Consider the following 16,417-nt stretch of genomic DNA (forward strand, 5'->3'; position numbering starts at 1 on the left):
TTGTTTCTATTCGCATATTCGCTTTTATTCTCAGTACATATTACATTAAAAAAAATGATAATCATTATCACTTGTGTGAAAGGTTGGCTTCTTAGCCCCTAGACGCCAATAGTCTTCGTGTTACAACGGACTAACGTGAGTATGACTTTATCTGTGAACATTTGATAACCGATAGGAAAAGTGCATCCATGCTGCAGTGTGGCGTTGAAAGAACGGCTCAATGAAAGATAGAGAACTCGAGAACTAGGGTCTACACCTGTCAATTTCGCGGTGTCAAAAGAAGCTATCACATTGATATATGGAAATATTGCTTTGTACAGAGATTCCTTTGCCGAGAAAATAGTGGTGAGAAACAACTCTTCGTTTAAAAAGTGGTAACGGTATTTGAATTCGTCTTCGCAAAGGATGCTATCCCATATCTGGGAACAAGTTTGGGGCTTTATGAGAGGTTCAATATCTACTCCGAGATATTTGCAGTCGGACTGATAAGCAGCCACGGCAACAGCTTTACCTTGGCAGTGTGAAATAGAACCGACAATGCCGGAAGGCCAAACGGGCTCTCTATTAGAGCCTATACCGACTTTGCTGGGTATTTCTATGCCCAGATTTTTCTGGGCATAGAATGCACAATAACGACCAGCAGAAAACTCACATTTTCTTTTTAAAACTGCTTCGTGATGCATTTTTTCAGGTAAATGTATTCCTCTTGACGACAAACGTTGCAAATAGCGGGCGTCATAACAAATGTCTGTCGACACCATCGCTATCTTTGATGTCGGAACCACTTCACAAGTGAAGCGCTGCAAATTCTTGTCCTTCGGGGTCAGCATGTTTAACAATGTTCTCACTAGATGAAGGGCATATGAGAGCGGAAACGTTACCTTGCTCAAACACATCCCATTCAACTCTGCCACCATTTGAAAGCAGTATGTATTCGAATGCTTCCCGTTCCATCTCACGGACTAAATGAGAAAGTTCGGGGCAACCAAGGAAGCTAAACAGGTTTGCATAAAGGCAATCTTTGATGACAAAAAACGTATTTCCAATTTCGTCCACTTCAGATGATAGGGTAATGATATTGAGGTCCGCATAACTTTTCAGGTATGCAAGCCAATATTGAACTGCTCCGTGATGAGGGGATTCCAAAAGCGTAAACTGTTGCGCATCTGGCCAGAGCCACCGCATCTCCATTTTTCCAGTTTCAAGAAACATTTTACGATACATCTTATAGGCTTTGTCCTGCCCTAATGCGTCTCTGGCGCATGAATAACCAGATGTAAACATACTGATGTCTTTTACCGCTTTTGCCCAAATATCAGGTGGAGGCAATGCGACGCTTGACGAGTATTCGCTCAGCATCTTTTGATGTTGGCGCCACCTAGAAAGTGTTTTAACGATGAAACCTGCAAAAGATAATGGGTTAAACTCTTTTCGAAGAGCTCCCCAAATATCCGACTCCAAGAGAAACATCTTTTGCAGAGGAATCATGCGAGGATGTTGTTTGGGTGCGGTATACCAGTTGCGTGAATAGTGTTTCATTCGCTGGGCGTATTTTTGCGGACACTCCACCCAGCCAAAATAAAGCCCAGCTTCTTTTAACTGCTCTAAGTCCGCTTCTTTAAAGTGGACGCCTTGTACACTGAGTCCTTCTATCAAAGCATACCTATGGGCCTTCGACAGGCTTTCAACACTCAAAACGCCACAGGTGTTAGAAAACTGATTGTTAAGATACAGTTCCGCGCAGCACGCAGCGACAAGTGCTGTTAGATCATAGGAAGAGATCATCCCATGAAGTAAGAGTCCTTTTTCTGGAGAATCATCAGGGTAGCACCAAAGTATGGTATCAGGGTCAGCGTCCCGCTTTTCTTTCATGGATTGCCCGCTTTTGTAAAACATGTCAGCGAGCTGGTTTTTACGCTTTTCGCTTGGTGCGATAGCGGCCAAAAATCTTGCAAAACCTTGGTGCAGATATTGAATGTTGTAACGACTATCGAGACTTTCTATCTTGTCCGAGATATTACTCTGCTCAGAGACGATAGCGGTATTCTCTACAGCCGAGTATGGGATGAGGCTGATTGCTTTGGTGTGGCCAGAAAAGGTAAATAGTTGTTTGCCATCTTTCCATGGTGTTTTCAACTTTTGCCTTTTACCATTTTTTATCCAAGATACATAGGGTTCGAAACTAGAGAGGATGGCATGTGGACTTGCCTTTCCACCACCATATGCGGCTCCCATGTAAGCGCGGATCGAATAATATTTCTGTGAAGAGCGCTCTTCTTCTGCAAGTCTAGCCAGCATCAAGCTTGAAAGCCCTGGCATAAACCCCATTCCTGTCAGGATAAGGCGATTTTGGTCTTTAGCGTTCTGATCCAATGAAAATATACTGTCTGCTGCCGTTATGCTGTCGTTGATGTCAATACAGTCAATTCCGGCATCAAGGCAGAGCAGATGGGCCTTTTCTCTAACCTTTTCCATGGGGCCAATCGCGATAATTGCCAAATCAAATGTTGATAGCGTTTTGATGGCTTCTTTTGGGGAGGCCAAATCGAAAGGGAGTAAAGGGGTATTGTCAGACGACAAATTAGCAGCGTGACGGGATGTTCCAACAACCTCCCAAGAAGTATTCATTGAACGAAGAAAATGCATGATGCGGTAACCCGTTTCCCCTTTACCACCCAGCACAATCACTCTTTTTTTATCTGCTGATGACGTCATGCGATTTTCTCCTTAACGCGCTGATCATAGTTCGCTATGTTGAATCCCCATTCGGCAATATTTTCTTCTTCCAGGTAGGGCATAAATATTGATGGTGCAATCGCCTGATGTAGCATTAGCACCCCTGTTTTTGAGCAGTGGCCTTCTAATACACATCTTGCGGCAATACCTATCATTTTGCCTGTCGCTTGATAGGTGTTTGTTAGCGTTAGTTGTGCTTGAGATTGCAACTGTTTTTTATTGAGTAAACTCACTTGAATACCATAGAAGGGCGAGAGTGACTCCAGGTCTTTTCTGGCACTTTTTTCAAGGAGTTTTGCGGCCAAATTAGTTGTTGAACGGAACTTATACAGCCCCAAGATCTTGGCGAAAATACAGGCTTTCATTGCCCTTGGGCCGATATTCGTTCCAAACGCGCGAAGGTGCGAGATATTGAATTCTTTTGCAAGTTCCAACGCTTCTTCCGAGTAAACAAGCATGGTTCCGATTTCTTCGTCGATGTTTGGGAATGTGACGGCACTTCGGGCCTGACGGAATGGTGCCCTTAAAATTTCATCATTTTGGAGGTATGCAAAACCTCGGTCATGGCCAAAGCCACCAAGACTATGGATGATGTCCCATGCTGAATTAAACGACCACGCATCACGACCAACATACTGAAGTTCAATCTCATCAATATCGGCTACTGAGCGAATCTGCTCTAGGATGTATTTAGGAAAAAGACCGGATAGTCCGGGTAATAGCCCTACGTTGATGACGAGCGGGACGTTTGAAGGAGTGAGAAATTCGTCCTCTCTTAGGCTTTTGAATACCGGGTCATAGCCACCTGCATCAATAAATGCCGTGTTTGATGCTTTACAAGCTTTTGCAACACGATCTCCGACAATGCCAGAAGGGCCGACACAAGAGATAACCAGTGCATAATCCTGACAGTGCGACTTCAGTGACTGCTCATCAAACACATCGATACGCTTTGTCGAGACTCTTTGCGCCAAGTGACTGGTTTGGGTGTTTGATAGAGAGGCCGAGCGGGATGCAACAACAATTTTTTGGGATGTGTTGTCGAGCAGGTATTGCATGACCTGCTGACCGACCTGTCCCATACCTCCCAAAATTAAAACATCGCGTTTTTGCTGATTGAAGTCCATGTCTATTGAGCTCCTTGCGAAAGTATTGTTGTCTGGTATTTAGAATTAACGAGCGCCCGCCACTCAGTGGTGACGGGCTCATTTAAATGAATCAGTAATAAGCGGTGAGGGTCAGGCCAAAGCTTCTTGGGTCAGCCGCTTCTGCTGTTGGGCCAGAGCCAAAATCGTACTCCACGGTGGAGTAATTTTCGTCCAAGGCATTTTTTACCCAGAAATAGGCATCCCACGAAGAGGCTTCAATACCCAATTTGGCATTGATTAACTGGTAAGGATCTTGTTTTAGGGTGTTTAAGCTGTTGAAGTAGTATTTGCCAATGTGCATAGCGTCGACGCGAGTAAACAAATCTAGGCTATGTGTTAACGGCTTCTTGTATTGAACTGCAAGGTTTGCCGTAACATTTGGGGTATTCACCATCTTTTTACCGTCACAATTGCCTGCCGACCCCAGAAGGTCACAATTTTCATATTTTTTGTACTCGGCATTAGTGAAGCTTCCACCCAATTCGATAAACCAATTGTTCGCGGGAATGTATCGAGCTTCTATTTCGATACCTTGACTTCTGCCTCGGCCTGCATTGTCTGTGAGTACCTGATTAGTACTTTGAATAAGCTGCTGGACCTGCTGATCCTTTATATCGATAAGGAAGATGGCTGCAGAGAGATCGAGCTTGTTGTCTAGCTGGGTAGTTTTGAAGCCAATCTCATAGTTAGTGCTCGTTTCTTCGTCATAAACAGGGTCTTCCTGGCTTGGATAAAGATGGTCAAAACCGCCAGCTCGGTACCCACGGCTCACTGATGTATAAAGCAACGAACCGTCAGTAAAGCTGTAAGACGCTCCAGCTTTTGGTAACCAAACATCGAAGTCTTTTGTGCCATTCACTGCCACACTGGTGGTGCTTTGATTATTGGAGTTGATGTTTGCTTTACGCTTTTCTCTATCGAGACGCAATCCGGCTGTCAGAGTAATATTTGGCGTGATGTTGTAGTCAAGTTGACCAAAAGCAGCGTAACCAGAGTTATCTTTTTTAACGTTAGACATGTCAACGTATGGGCCGCCATAGCCAAAGGCCGTGTAGTCGACATTGTTTTTTCCGATCACTCGATATTCACTGGTGTAGGCGTAGAGCCCACCAAGCCACTTGAGCTCAGTACTGGTCGTGGAATTCCAACGAAGCTCCTGAGATAGCTGCTTTTGCTTTTCATCTGATTTTGAGTGAAAGACATAAAGCGGGTTGGAATTCGCGTCCTGATCTGCAGAACTTTTATTCTCCCAATCTCTCCAACCCGTGATAGACGTGAAATCGAAAGCATCAAAGTTCTTTGTCACCGCCAGTGAAATACCGACAGAATCTCGATTATCTATACCTTTAAAATCATTATTGATTTTCTCTGGGTTGTTCTTGATGAACTCGGCCAGACCAAGTGCGTAGGAGTCATCTCTGAGGCGCTGATAGTCAATAACGAAATTAGCTTCTAATGAATCTGATGGAATCCATCGAAGTGATGTTCTGGCGAATAGATCATCTTTTTTTCCGTAATCTGAGCCATCAAAAACATTTTCAATATGTCCGTCACTCTGGATGCCGGCTAAGCTGAGTCCTGCAAAAAGTTCGTCTTCGATAATGGGTGTGTAAACCGTAGCGTTCAGTTTTCTCTCATTCAGGCTGTCGGCAGAAAATGAAACTCTCCCTTCGGTGAAATTGTCAGGTTTATTGGTGACGACATTGATGATACCTGCGAGGGAATTACCACCATACAAGGTACCTTGAGGTCCCCGCAAAACCTCAATTCGTTCGATATCAATGAGGTCGAGATCGAACATCCCGTTGTTCGTATAGTTCACGCCGTCGACGTAAAAACCAACAGTTGGGTCAGTGAATAGCCCTGGACCAATCCCGCGAATGAAGATATTGCTTTCTCGGCTTCCTCCCCAGGTGAAAATATGCAGGTTTGGAATATGCTGACCGAGTTCTTGAATCGAAGTGATTTGTGCGTCCTTGAGGTCTTGGTCAGTTTGAACAGATAAGCTAGAGGGAACATCCATTTTGTTTGCGCTGCGTTTGTCAGCAGTGACGGTAATGACTTCCAGTGCATCTTGCTCAGCAGCAATACTACTATGACTTATTGGTAACATAACCAGGCAGGCAATAGGTAAGCTCTTCTTCAAAATTGATGATTTTTGAATAGCCCTTTTTTTTGAAAGCAAGCTCGTGTTTTTCTGGTGTTTGTTATCTAAATGCGGGCTGAAGGGGGTGAGCGGCATGACTTGATACTCCTTGTCAAAGACTAGATGGTTATGGGAATCATTCTCATTATTCATCTAGTCTGCAGTGAGCGGAGGTTTGCTGCTACCCGATAAGGATTGCTGTTACCCGAATCCGAGCGTCTTTACCATCAGCGCGCTGGTGAGAACGTTTGTGTCTATTGACCAGCGCAAAGTGGTATGGCCACAGGATAGATTTTTTCTCCATCCCGATGCATTTGCATTTCCACCTTGACGCCAAATACTCTGTTCATCATCTCTTCATTGATGGTGTTAATTGGCGAGTCGTCAGCGATCACTTTTCCATCTTGCATAGTGACAATACGATCCGAGAACTGACTTGCCTGATTGATATCATGAAGCACCATGATGATAGTGGTCTTGTGTTGGCGGTTTATCTTTTTTAACAGTGAAAGTACTTCGTACTGATGACCTATATCGAGGTAAGTTGTGGGCTCATCCAAGATCAGTATCTTTGCCTGTTGAGCAATACATAGCGCAATCCAACCGCGCTGTCTTTCTCCACCTGAAAGGCTATTAAATGGCCTATCTCTGTAAGCAGTCATACCTGTTTGCTTCAAAGCCATCTCTACCGCTTCTATGTCCTTTTCTGACACTTTGCCCAGCAACCCTTGGTGTGCGAATCGGCCATGTGAAACGAGTTGAAAAACTGAAATGCCTTCGGGTGCTATAGGGTCTTGCGGTAGAAAAGCGAGTTCTTTAGCCAGTGCTTTTCTGGACCATCTTGATAAGGAGGTTTCATTGAGCCTTACCTCGCCACGAGAAGGCTTGAGTATGCCTGCTAGCGCTTTGAGTAATGTCGATTTTCCGCACCCATTTGCACCCACGATGCAGGTTATTTCGCCATGGTTAATCGCTAAAGATACATCGGGTACGATAGTGTTCGACTGATAGCTAAGAGTAAGGTGATCAGCGAATAGTGTCATGATTGGTGCCTAACTTGCTTTTGTAGGAGAAAAAGTAATACAGGTATGCCCAGTAAGGTCGTAATGGCGCCTGCTGGCAGTTCAATTGGGCTAACAATAGTACGGGCAACTAAGTCGGCTGCTAATGTCAGACTGGCACCAACAAGGGCACAGACCCAAAACTGCCTCTTGATGTCGCCACCAACCAGCAATCTGGAAATATGCGGCACAATTAATCCTAGAAAGCCAATAGGACCGCTGACTGAAATTGCGCTAGCAGCAAAAATGACGGCGACAGCGATACAAACGATCCTCCAAGCCATAACGTTCATGCCTAATGCCTTTGCTTGCTGTTCATTAAAACGAAGCAAGGACATTGGTGACTTCAAAAGAGGGAGTAGTAACAAGCCCAGAAGTGTCCAGGGCAACACCAGCATGATGTGTGAAAAGTCCCTGGCATACAGGCTTCCTGCCAGCCAAAGCACAGTCGTTTCTGTTCTACCACCTCCCCATACAATCACCAGCCACATGACAATAGCATTAGTCATTGCACCAACCGCGAAGCCGTTTAATGTCAGGGTGACAGGGCGAAGGTTTGATTTGATAGACAGCAATACAACAAAGAGTGTCGATATGGCTCCTCCGATAAATGCTGCGAATGGCAGCCATTCAAGGGATATCTTCACTGGGGTGTTGAAGAGAAACATAGCGTTGACATAATCAACCAAGAGTAAGACGGTAACGATAGCCAAGCTAGAGCCGCTTGAAATACCTATGATGCTGGGATCTGCCAGCGGATTTCTCGTCACGCATTGAAGGATAAGACCAGCAATGGCGAACTGAAGCCCAACCAAGAGTGCAAGTAATGTTCGGGGGAGGCGAAGGTTCCATATCACTTCATAAGCGGTGGTATGCGTTGTATTAGGAAAAAAGGCCTGCAGGACCTCAGTCGGTGAAAGATGAATAGAGCCCGACATAAGAGACAGTACCGCCAAAGCAAGGGCAACGAACCATAGCATAAGGAGAGTTAGTCGGTAATTATCTGACTTTTTATGCCTCCCTCCAGGCAAAGAGTCGGTTCCTTCTGAAGCAACTGTTGTCATGCTTTATTCCGCTTTTTTCTTAATGAGGTAAACAAACAAAGGGCCGCCAACTAAGACACACAAGATGCCGACTGGCACGTTTTGTAGTTTGGCAATGGTGTCAGCCACTCCAACCAATGTCGCTCCTAACATTGCAGAAACGGGCAGACTTTGTCTGTGGTCAAGACACTGAGCCTGAATTTTGTTCTGAAGCATTAATCGTGTGAGATGTGGCGCGATAAGACCCACGAAAGAAATAGGTCCAGCAACAGAGACTGTGGCTGCGGTCAGTACGACGGCAATGAGGCCAAGCAGCAATCTCCACAGATGGGCAGGAAAGCCTAAAGAATGACAAGTCACGTCATCGAGCATAAGTAGGTTAAGTGGCCGAGAGAAAGTGACTCCCATAACCAAACCTGCTATCGAAAAGGGGACAAGTAGACCCGCATGTTGCCAGGTTCGGTCCATCAAGCTGCCAGTTAGCCAGAAGTAAATCCCGTTAGCATCAGCCTTAGCGGTAATCAAAACGACGACAATAGCGGCATTAAAAAATAGCGCTACACACATACCTGATAGCGTTAGATGAAGTGGACTTAGCTTCGTTCTCCAAGCGATAAGAAATGTGGTCAGTCCGGCAACAAAGCCACCTAAGGTACCAGTCAATAGCAGTAGCAGAGGGGTTAGTGCCGACCAAGCCATACAAACAACAATCGCAAATGATGCACCCGCACTCACGCCCATCAAGTCCGGGGAACCCAGAGGGTTACGGGTTATGGACTGAACAATAGTCCCCGCCATCCCAAGTGTTGCGCCAACCAATACAGCAATGATGAACCGGGGCAATCTGAGTTCCAATACTAAAAATGATGCCAATGAATCAGAGGGCTGAATCAAAGCCTTGATCACTTGAGTGGCTGAAAAGGATGTTTCTCCGGTCATTAAGGATAACGAACCAGAAACGAGCAACAGCAAGGCGCAGGAAATAAGAATGATCACAAAACGCCATGCCCCTTCATGTGCCTTTAAAGCCACCGGTGGAGCCGAAGATGTAGGGGAAATCATTCAGTCGCTTATCCTTCAGATATAACCAACGGTTTTGCTCTTGCTTCTGCTGGGATATCAATGGGTTCGCGGAACGTTTCTGGGTAAAAAAGATGAGCAAGCTCTCTGAGGACCATATCTCGAGCTATTGGGCCATGAGTCATTACATATTGGTCACTAACGCGGTACGCTCTGGAGGTTTTCACTGCTTTAAGTCTCTTCCAAACGGGGTGAAAACTGACGGGCTTATCGTCACCTGTGAATGAGATGATCACATCTGGGTTGAGAGTAAGTAGCTGCTCCATTGAGAGAACGGTAGCGTCAGGTTTTTTAAGCTCAGGCGTCGGAGAGGGCCCCATCGAATACTCGGCCTTGAGAGATGTCATAATATGAGTGGCGATATGGTGGTCGTAAAACACATAAATGGTATCTGCCCAATGCCAGAGAAAAACAACACTGACCCCACCTGGAGCTTGGGCGCGATATTCATTGAGCTTTCTATCGAACTCAGCATTAATATCAATACCTTGCTTGTGTTTTCCTACCGCATCGGCCAAGGCACTAATCGATCGATTTGAGTCTTCCAATGTCACCAGATCAAAGGTTAGCAAAGGGGCTATTTTCTCAAACTGCCCTGAAAAGGGTTCCGCATACTGTTGTAAGCCCACAATAAGGTCGGGCTTCAGTTGGGTTAACCTCTCCATATCCGGCTCATGGACTTCTCCGAGATCAACGGCGGTGTGAACCTGCTCGCCAAGGAAAACAGATTTACGATGTTGAAGTGTCGAAATCCCCGTTGCATTCTGGCCCAGTGCTTTAAGCGTGTCTGCACCAAAGGCTGAAACAGACGCGACGGAAGAAGGTGACGTTGATACTGTTACAGGCTTTCCCCGATCATCCGTCACCGTAACTGGGAAAGCATCATTTGCACTTATGCCAGGACTTAATATCAGCGTTGCTAAAACTAACATTGAAGTGACAGATTTGGCGTCAAATAGCGCTTCAATAATTGGTTTCAACAGGATCTTCTTGACTAACTGACTGTTCATTTTTGGCTTCCATTCACGTTCAGGTTTCATATCAAACAGATTTAAAATGGTGCTAACTTGGGCGAAGTTGTCCTTTCAATAGTGGTTGGTGACCCACTGAAATTTGGTATCTGATGTGATTTGGTTAGATAGGAAAACGATGTTAGATGTTAGGTATTGCTCTTACTACCCGAATCGGGATTGGATGCCCCGCAAAAGTGCGGGGCGTTTTCACTGAATGGGTCAAGGCAGCTGGAAGGAAAGGGAGGGACTTAACGTCGAACTATCTTTATAACTTTCCATGAGGACACGAATAACCGCTTCATAGTGATCAGCAAGATAAAAATGCCCCCCTGGAAAAGACTGCAAGGAGAAATTGGCAGAGGTTTGGTTCTTCCAGAGCAATGCATCATCTCTACTTAGCTCAGAGTCGTTATCCCCAATGAGTTTTTTGATAGGGATCGGCAAGGGAGGGCGTGGCTCGTTTCTCTTGCCGTAGGTCTCGATCAATTGATAGTCAGCTCTTAAAGCTGGGAGCACCATTTCCAATAGCTCCTCATGTTCTTTTAAGAATGAAAGTGAGGGGCTTAACCTGACGATCTCTTCTACGAGTTCGTTATCTGAACTGATATGAAATTGGGTCGGGTTTGCGTAGCCGGGGGCGTCTGTTGCTGAAGCAACAAGAGCAACAGGAAGCCTTAGACCTGCCTTTTGCAGCTCAAGGATCAGTTCATACCCAATCGAAGCGCCCATGCTATGGCCAAATATCACAAAGGGAATTTGCAATAAGTGTGGGTTTCCGGTCAGTTGGTCGAAAAGCGCCCGTACCATATCTTCCATGTTGTTTATACATGGGTGATTCAGCCTTTCTTCCCTGCCGGGGTATTGAACAACAACGAACTCGGTATCTTCGGGAACAGCCTCGGGCCATTGTTTAAAATAGCTGGCAGCACCTCCGGCATGGGGGAAGCAAAAGATACGCCTCCTGATGTTTGGGTGTGTTTTCAGTACCCTGAACCATGAGGATGGCTTATTGCTTTTTACACTTTGCATTCTTTGAGGTTGAGCTGTGTATTCCAAAATTACGCCTCCTCTTCTGATGCGGAGTGCACGGTATTATAAGGCTGTGCGAATACGCGCTTGATCGTCTCTTGGTAATGAGCAACGAGCGGTTTAAAGTATTCCTGACTGATGATGTGAGGTGCCTTATCTACGAGGGCTAATGCGGATTCAGTATTATCGATACGATATTGGTGGTGTCCGCCTTGTTCCATACCATGTTTGAAATAGCGATTGATGAAACCACGGCCGAAACTATCCGCAAGTTGCTTATCCCATGTTGCAAAATCAACCGACTTGAAATTACATCCAAGTTCATTAAGCCAGCGATATATTTGCTCACCTGTATGGCTTTGACGTGAAACGACATGGAAGTTCTTTCCATTTTCCTCAACATCCATCTTGCTTATTTCTGCAATCGAGTCAGCGACAATGTTAACGGGTGTCGTACTAATCAAAATGCGTGACTCTGGATAAGCGCCGACGCTTAAACATGTGCGGAAGAATTTGACGAACGCATCATCATTGATGAAAGGTTTTTCTAATGTGTTATCCCAGGTAATAGCACCGGATCGGTAAATGTTAACAGGAACACCTTTTTCCCTGGCACGGTAGAAGATTTGCTCCGCCATGTACTTAGTGTGTTCGTAAGTAAGTTCTGGCTTATGCCAAGGGCCATCAGGGGCCACTGACTCTAGCACTGGCGGTTCATTTTCTTCATACGGAAGTCGATAATGGACGCCAATTGTAGACATATAGTGGATAGGCTTTATCTTCCCGGTAGTTGCTAATTCAATAGCATTGGCAGACCCTTTAACGTTGATTGGGTAAAGGTCAGACAGTGGTGCGATAAGGCTGATTAGCGCGGCAATATGCACGACCTTGTCTATGGTTTGTGCCAGGAAGTCGTAGTCAGAATCACTGATGCCATAGTGATCTAAGGTGAGATCTCCTGGAATGATTTTAATTCTTTGGGTATCGAGCTCCCAGTCTAATCCTTGGTCAGCAATAACTTTTCGGATGCGCTCATAACCGGTTGCTTCGTCTTGGCAGCGTACAAGGCAATAGAGTGTATCCTCGGTCTTGTCGAGTAGTGCTTTGAGTATGTAGACACCCAAATAACCTGTGGCACCCGTCATAAATAGGTTTTGCGGCTTTCCTGTTGGAGTGCTTAAAGACAACGCCTGCGGTAGATTTCTGAAGGCCTCTGCACACAACTGGTCTAGATCGATAGATTGACGGAAGGCTTCTTCTGCATCTTCTGATGCTTCTAATACGCCTACCATTTTGTCAAAAACAGCGTTGTTAAAAATCATATCAATGTTAACGATAAAGCCTGCCTCGGAAAGTCGATTTAGCAACTCTACAGCGGAGAGACTAGAACCTCCTTTAAGGAAAAAGTCATCAGTTCTTTGTACTTGCTCTACCTTGAGCAGTGCTTTCCAAATGTCGGCGAGTTTGAGCTCCAAAGGTGTTTCTAATGGCAATTCCTCGATGTTGGAATTCGTTGGCAACGCAGAGAAGTGCTCTTTGAGTGTATTTCTATCTACCTTTCCATTACTACTAAGTGGGATGGAATCCAATACCAAGACCTGTGATGGGATCATGTAGCCCGGCAGTAAAGAAGAAAGTTCTTCTTGAACGCGTTGAAGCAGGTTGGAACTTTCTCCATTCGTTTCTTCTGATTCAGAGTCATCTAGCACAATGGCGCAGACCAACTCCAATGGTTCTGGTTTTACTAGAGCGACGCCTTGTTTGATATAACTAATTTCACTGAGTGCTGCTTCAACCTCACCTAGTTCGATACGATGACCTCGTATTTTGATTTGATTGTCCTGACGCCCCAGGATCTCGATGACCCCATCTGGTCGATAGCGACATATATCGCCCGTTCGATACATTCGTTCGCCAGTCTCCGGATGAATAATGAAGCGCTCTTCAGTTCTTGTAGGGTCGTTAATGAATCCTTTTGCAACGCCTGGACCACCAACTAACATTTCTCCCGGTACCCAGTCAGGGCAGTCCTCAAAGCGAGTGTTCTGGACATAAAGTCTGTGATTACTGAGAGGAAGACCATAGGGAATGCTGGTTGCTCCGTCAGGAACATCCATAATACGGTTTGAAATACAGGTGACGGAAATTTCAGTAGGCCCGCCCAAACTGTTCAGGTTCAGGTTTGGTAGCGCAGCGAGAATTTTCGGCGGCAACGTGACAGGAATCCAATCACCAGAGATAAATGCCAGCCTCAGGGTCGATAGACTGACTGAGCTATTGTTTTCGTGCCATGCCATGAGCATCTGCATATGTGCCGGCACAGAGTTCCAGATCGTCACTTTCTGGTTCTGCACTGTTCTTGCCCAAACTTCAGGATTATTGCGCCAGCCATTACCCGGAATGACGAGGGTAGCACCTGCACTGAACGTGCAGAATATATCCAATACAGAGAGGTCAAAACTGAAATTAACCAAGGCCAGTGTTCTATCGCTAGCGGTGATACCGAACTCTCTGTTAAAACCGGCAATCGTATTGCTCACCCCTTCGTGTGTCAGCATTACGCCTTTGGGACGACCAGTCGTGCCTGATGTGTACAGTATGTAGGCGAGTTGTTCGTGAGTATTGGCCTGTTGGCCTTGTTTTATGATCTCTGAAAGACGGCCTTCCAATCGTTCACTCTGACTCTCAAGCAATGGCGATTCGGAAACAAAGAGGGTATTAACATCACTTGGCCATTCTACCTCCGATGTATCTGAAGAGGTGAGTACGAGGCGTATACGGGCATCTTCGAGAATGGTATTGCGCCTTTTCTCTGGCTGAATTACGTCTATCGGAACATAAGCGCCACCCGCCAGCAGTACACCAAGCACCGCAGCAATTTGTTTGGGTCCTTTGTCCATAAATATGGCGACGGGTTCTCCGGAAAGCAGACCTCTGTCGATTAATGTATCTGCAATGGACAAAGACCACTCTGCAAGCTCACGGTAGGTATAGTTCGCGGGCGTTTGTGTATCATGCACAAGTGCGATTTCATTAGGAGCTGCGATAACATGCTGACAGAATGACTCATGCAAATAGCCTGAAGGCAAAGAAGCGTCTTTTTCAGTATTAAGTTGCTCGCGCAGCTTTTTACTCTCAGGGTGCAGACTGACGGGCTTGTGGCTGCCCCAGTGAGACTCTGACGTTGCTAATGTCGCGAGCAGTGTTTTGAATGCATCAAAGGCTTGTTCGATGGCTCCCGGAAGGAATACGCCGCTTCGTATGTCCCAATCAACAAACAATAAGCCACGTCGCTCTGTCACTTGGCAGTCCAGCCAGACTTGTGGCGTCTGTGTAATACCGAAGTTCAATTTAGCGTTATGCATAAAGTCGTTTTGTGGGAGTGATTCACTCCCGACACCAACTGTGCTCGTGTAAACCACTGGGATCAGTGTATTACTTTTTCTTTCTTTGGTGATGTCCCTAAGGACCTCTACACCTGTGTATGCATCATGCTCCAGGTCTTGCCAAAGCTGATGCTGGAGTGCCGCGGATCTGTCTTTAAAGTTTTCACCTCTTAATCCATTAACCTCCAATACATTGACTGCAATAAAGTCGCCGACAATTCGGTTTATATCGGGGTGGGGGGCTTTTCGGTTCAGTAGTGTCAGGTTGATACAAAAGTCATCATTTCTCGACCAGCGCTGAAGCACTTCAGCGAACGCATTCATCACTGCGCTGGAAGGGGTAATTTGATGAGTTTTAGCAATTTGACTAAACATCTTCCACTGAACTTCAGGCAATTCGAAAGACAGCCTTTTGAAACTGGGTGCTGCACCCGTTGCCAAATGATCTGGTTGCAAGTTTGGATTAACGGGTAATTCCGGGGCGCCGGGGAGGGAGCGAATGCGTTTCTGCCAATAGTTTTTGTCTAGCTGGTATTTTGAATCATCTTCTTGATGAAGCTTACTGTGTTGTTGATAGAGAACGACATCACGGAATGAGGCTTGGAGTGGTTCATGTTCCTTTTCAGGATGCAGATACATATCCCCAAGTTCAGCCAAAAGCAGCTGAATGCTGGCAAAGTCCGCGATCAGTAGATCAGTAGAGTGATGAAGAATTGCGCTGCTGTCATGTTGGGTCAGGCGCAACTCATAAAGTGGCCAGCACGTCGAATCATAACGACGATAAGCCATTTCTTCCCGTGACTTGGTGACCGAATCTCTGAACACTTTTTCAGGCTGACCTTTGGTGTCATCACATGATATAGAAGGCAGTGTATAGTTCTTCAACACCTGCTGTTGGCCGTTGGTGTCAATGACAGCTCTTAGCATGTCATGTCGCATGATGAGCTTGTGCCAAGCTTTCTCGAGCCTGGCGTGATCCAGCCTAGGCATTTCCAGCTCGATGTAAGAGTGGCACCCAACACCTCCCAATTCGTAGTTGTCTCTTCGACCTACTATGTAAGCCAACTGCAAGTCGGTGAGTGGGAAAGGTTCAAACCTATCTTCTGGATGGGTTGTTAACACAGTCTCCTCAGAGGCTTGGTTAAGTAAATCAATAACATCATGTTTTTTAGCCGAAAGCAGAGACTTGAGTTCTGAGGTAAGGACGCCTTTTGGCGCCTTAAATCTTAAATTGTTGTCTTCTACCCAAAGCTGGACGCCGCGGTTCTGCAAACTTTCAACGAGCTCAAAAGCGGTCATATCAGTCATTGGTTTGTTCATAGCGAACCCTCCTCAAAAATTTCAGTATCTTCCTTGTCTCCCTCGGAGAGAGCCTGCCACTGTGCTTTTATCGGCATTGCAAATTCCGCAACGCTTGGTGCTGTAAAGAGCATTGATAACGTTACTCCCGCCGGGCTTATCCGTTGTTGCTGCATCGCCTGAACGATCCTGGTTGCGGCTAAACTATCGCCGCCAATCATGAAGAAGTTATCGTTTCGTGATATCCGATCGATACCCAACTCTGAGGCCCAGATTTCTGCAATTTGTTCTTCTATCGAATCACGTGGCGCTTCATAACTGTTTTCTGTTTGGCGGTTTAGCAGACTGGAGAGCGTTTTCCGGTCAACTTTACCGTTGGCACTGAGTGGAATTTCATCGACCAGCGCGAGGGTAGAAGGAACCATATAGTCGGGCAGCAGGGCACGGAGTTGGTCAGTGACATCCGCCTTGAACTG

The 16,417-nt window shown here is 45.9% G+C and carries 11 protein-coding genes; all 11 read right to left on the reverse strand.

Annotated elements, in window-relative coordinates; genetic code table 11:
• Positions 1 to 98: 98 nt before the first annotated feature.
• Positions 99 to 830, reverse strand: coding sequence for a 4'-phosphopantetheinyl transferase superfamily protein (locus QL223_RS08525; RefSeq protein ID WP_281544472.1), 732 nt, complete (start codon positions 828 to 830; stop codon positions 99 to 101).
• Positions 787 to 2,715: a hypothetical protein gene (locus tag QL223_RS08530; RefSeq protein WP_281544473.1), complete on the reverse strand. Its 1,929-nt coding sequence runs from the start codon at positions 2,713 to 2,715 to the stop codon at positions 787 to 789. Before QL223_RS08530 ends, QL223_RS08525 begins: the two co-directional genes overlap by 44 nt.
• The gene (locus QL223_RS08535; protein WP_002541815.1) at positions 2,712 to 3,863 is read right to left on the reverse strand and encodes a saccharopine dehydrogenase NADP-binding domain-containing protein; all 1,152 of its coding nucleotides are present in this window, start codon (positions 3,861 to 3,863) and stop codon (positions 2,712 to 2,714) included. Before QL223_RS08535 ends, QL223_RS08530 begins: the two co-directional genes overlap by 4 nt.
• 91 nt (positions 3,864 to 3,954) lie before the next feature.
• Positions 3,955 to 6,126, reverse strand: coding sequence for a TonB-dependent receptor (locus tag QL223_RS08540; protein WP_281544474.1), 2,172 nt, complete (start codon positions 6,124 to 6,126; stop codon positions 3,955 to 3,957).
• Between the two features lie 158 nt (positions 6,127 to 6,284).
• Positions 6,285 to 7,073, reverse strand: coding sequence for an ABC transporter ATP-binding protein (locus tag QL223_RS08545; RefSeq protein WP_002541812.1), 789 nt, complete (start codon positions 7,071 to 7,073; stop codon positions 6,285 to 6,287).
• A complete protein-coding gene (locus tag QL223_RS08550; protein ID WP_002541811.1) occupies positions 7,070 to 8,155 on the reverse strand; it encodes an iron ABC transporter permease in 1,086 nt (361 codons plus the stop codon). Before QL223_RS08550 ends, QL223_RS08545 begins: the two co-directional genes overlap by 4 nt.
• Positions 8,156 to 8,158: 3 nt before the next feature.
• On the reverse strand, positions 8,159 to 9,196 hold the full coding sequence (locus QL223_RS08555) for an iron ABC transporter permease (RefSeq protein WP_281544475.1): 1,038 nt from the start codon (positions 9,194 to 9,196) through the stop codon (positions 8,159 to 8,161).
• Between the two features lie 8 nt (positions 9,197 to 9,204).
• A complete protein-coding gene (locus tag QL223_RS08560) occupies positions 9,205 to 10,224 on the reverse strand; it encodes an ABC transporter substrate-binding protein (protein WP_281544476.1) in 1,020 nt (339 codons plus the stop codon).
• Between the two features lie 222 nt (positions 10,225 to 10,446).
• A complete protein-coding gene (locus QL223_RS08565) occupies positions 10,447 to 11,283 on the reverse strand; it encodes an alpha/beta fold hydrolase (RefSeq protein WP_281544477.1) in 837 nt (278 codons plus the stop codon).
• A gap of 2 nt (positions 11,284 to 11,285) precedes the next feature.
• The gene (locus QL223_RS08570) at positions 11,286 to 15,962 is read right to left on the reverse strand and encodes a non-ribosomal peptide synthetase (RefSeq protein ID WP_281544478.1); all 4,677 of its coding nucleotides are present in this window, start codon (positions 15,960 to 15,962) and stop codon (positions 11,286 to 11,288) included.
• Positions 15,959 to 16,417: phosphopantetheine-binding protein (locus tag QL223_RS08575; RefSeq protein ID WP_281544479.1), on the reverse strand; the 459-nt coding region annotated here is incomplete at its 5' end. The genes QL223_RS08575 and QL223_RS08570, both read right to left, overlap by 4 nt.

It is taken from the genome of Grimontia sp. SpTr1 (assembly GCF_947387585.1).
Taxonomy (GTDB): domain Bacteria; phylum Pseudomonadota; class Gammaproteobacteria; order Enterobacterales; family Vibrionaceae; genus Enterovibrio; species Enterovibrio indicus.

Coding starts and splice junctions, on each gene's coding strand:
- QL223_RS08570 (WP_281544478.1), bottom strand. CDS start 15,962: ATGAACAAACCAATGACTGATATGACCGCTTTTGAGCTCGTTGAAAGT.
- QL223_RS08560 (WP_281544476.1), bottom strand. CDS start 10,224: ATGAACAGTCAGTTAGTCAAGAAGATCCTGTTGAAACCAATTATTGAA.
- QL223_RS08530 (WP_281544473.1), bottom strand. CDS start 2,715: ATGACGTCATCAGCAGATAAAAAAAGAGTGATTGTGCTGGGTGGTAAA.
- QL223_RS08525 (WP_281544472.1), bottom strand. CDS start 830: ATGCTGACCCCGAAGGACAAGAATTTGCAGCGCTTCACTTGTGAAGTG.
- QL223_RS08550 (WP_002541811.1), bottom strand. CDS start 8,155: ATGACAACAGTTGCTTCAGAAGGAACCGACTCTTTGCCTGGAGGGAGG.
- QL223_RS08545 (WP_002541812.1), bottom strand. CDS start 7,073: ATGACACTATTCGCTGATCACCTTACTCTTAGCTATCAGTCGAACACT.
- QL223_RS08535 (WP_002541815.1), bottom strand. CDS start 3,863: ATGGACTTCAATCAGCAAAAACGCGATGTTTTAATTTTGGGAGGTATG.
- QL223_RS08540 (WP_281544474.1), bottom strand. CDS start 6,126: ATGCCGCTCACCCCCTTCAGCCCGCATTTAGATAACAAACACCAGAAA.
- QL223_RS08555 (WP_281544475.1), bottom strand. CDS start 9,196: ATGATTTCCCCTACATCTTCGGCTCCACCGGTGGCTTTAAAGGCACAT.